The sequence below is a fragment of the Vulcanisaeta sp. EB80 genome (assembly GCF_002078205.2).
Genome location: NZ_LCWN02000138.1, coordinates 1 through 2,150 on the forward strand (window position 1 = coordinate 1; position 2,150 = coordinate 2,150).

2 protein-coding genes and 1 pseudogene are annotated in these 2,150 nt (G+C 37.1%); 1 reads left to right on the forward strand and 2 read right to left on the reverse strand.

The window, feature by feature from the left end; translation table 11 throughout:
• Positions 1 to 557: pseudogene (locus B7L70_RS13655) on the forward strand (hypothetical protein); the annotation flags it as partial.
• 18 nt (positions 558 to 575) lie between these two features.
• Here the strand turns inward: B7L70_RS13655 and B7L70_RS12545 are convergent.
• Positions 576 to 1,052, reverse strand: a complete 477-nt coding sequence (locus B7L70_RS12545) for a GNAT family N-acetyltransferase (RefSeq protein ID WP_081228458.1) — start codon at positions 1,050 to 1,052, stop codon at positions 576 to 578.
• A gap of 15 nt (positions 1,053 to 1,067) precedes the next feature.
• The coding region (locus B7L70_RS12550; protein ID WP_081228459.1) for an NADP-dependent malic enzyme at positions 1,068 to 2,150 on the reverse strand (1,083 nt) is incomplete at its 5' end.

A 2,150-nucleotide genomic window follows, 5' to 3' on the forward strand; every position in this document is an offset into this window, starting at 1 on the left:
TTAATGGAATTATAGAAAGAATTCTCAGAGAAATCGCATCTTTAGATAGAAGAGATACGGGACATTATAAAATAGTTAAGAACAAGATTAATGTTATAACATTAAGAAGTTTAAGCAAAGAGAGAGAAGAGCTTTTAAGATATGCTATAAATATGATTTTTCAAGATATGATCAATATGACTTCCAGAGAAAATCCTGATGATCAGGTGAAAACTTTTTTAGGTCTAGATGAGGCTTGGATGTTATTAAGCAGAGGATTATCTAAAAGAATCATTAATTTGATGAGACTTGCACGAGGATACGGATTATCAGTCGCGTTAGCAACACAAGATTTCAGAGATTTTGGAGAAAATTGGGATCTGATTGTGGAGAACATAGGATTATTAATCATAATGAGCAATCCTAACAGAAACTTCTGGAGAGAAGCCTCAGATTTTCTTAAAATAAACAATAAATTAATAGAGGATCTGATGATTCTTATGAAAAGAGGCGATGCAGTAATTAGAATATTGCCTGATCCAAGGCCTATACCTATCTCTATAGATATAAATGATTAAAAAATTAAAATCTTTTTATTATATCTCTTTGAAGAAGGTGTATAAGAGAGGTTTGAAACCTCTTTTCTGATAGAAGTCTACAGCTATCTTATTCATAGGAGGAAATTCTGCACATACAATACTGATCCCTTTGCCTCTCAAGATCTTTACTGCCTCATCCAGCAGGGCTGTCCCTACTCCTTTAACTCTATAACTTGGAGACACATAAAGATCTGTTACAACTCCCGAGAATATTGGCTGATAAAACAGTCTAGATCTTATCTCTACGCGAATGACACCTACTATCTTGTTGCCATCTTCTGCAACTAACATGAAAACTTCTTCTCTATCAAATGATTTTGATATATATTCCCTTGCGACTTCTTGAATATCTTCTCTCACAGTATATAATGGATCGAATTCTTCATTTAGTTTCTTAAGTCTCACTACTAGCTCAACTATTTGATCAAGATCTTTCTTTTCAGCATATCTGATTCTAAACTGAACAGGATCCATAGGTTACACCTCCATCTAGAGTTGTACAATATCTTTTATAAATCCATTTTTAACCAATGTCTCATATTTTAGTCTCACATTTCTTATTATAGTTGATGCAGTCTCCTCCAGCTCAGATCTTGATCTTTTGATTCTTGCAACACCTTGTTCAATAGCTTTCTCAGCAACTGCCACAGCAGTCTTTATATAAACCTCGAACTCCTCCATAGTAGGTATTATATAATCTTCGCTGATCCCTTTCTCCTCAGCATGTTTTGCTAAGGCTTCTGCAGCCGCAATAGCCATCTCATCAGTCACTGTTCTGGCTCTGACATCAAGAGCTCCTCTGAAGACGCTTGGGAACGCCAGACTATTGTTAATCTGATTAGGAAGATCGCTTCTGCCAGTGGCCACCACTCTAGCGCCAGCTTCTTTAGCCTCCCAAGGCCATATCTCTGGGACAGGATTTGCTAATGCAAAAACTATAGGATCTTTATTCATCATGGCTACCCACTCTTTTTTAATGATCCCTGGACCCGGCCTAGAGGCTGCTATAACTACGTCTGTGCCTACAATAGCTTCTTTAATACCACCTTTTCTCAACTCTCCATTGCTTTCGATGGCGATCTTATATTTCCACGGATTCTCAAACATAAGTTTATCAAGATCTTCTCTCTCCGCATGTAATATGCCTTTAGTATCCACAAGTATTATATTCTTAGGCTTAGCACCATATTTAACAAGTAGATTATAAGTAGCTATATTTGATGCTCCTGCACCTATCATCGAGATAGTTATGTCAGAGATTTTTTTACCAACAATTTTTAAAGCATTAATAAGACCTGCCAAAGTGGCTGTAGCCGTCCCCTGTTGATCATCATGCCAAACAGGTATATTCATTTCTTTTCTTAATCTCTCAAGTATGTAGAAACATTTGGGACTTTCAATATCCTCAAGATTTATTCCTCCAAAAGCCGGCTCCAACTTTTTAACCGTCTCAATAAAATCATCTGCATCTTTAGCTCTGATCGGGAGAGGAACCGCGTCTACACCGCCTAAGAACTTGAATATGAGAGCCTTACCCTCCATCACTGGGTAAGAGGCCTCAGGACCTATGTT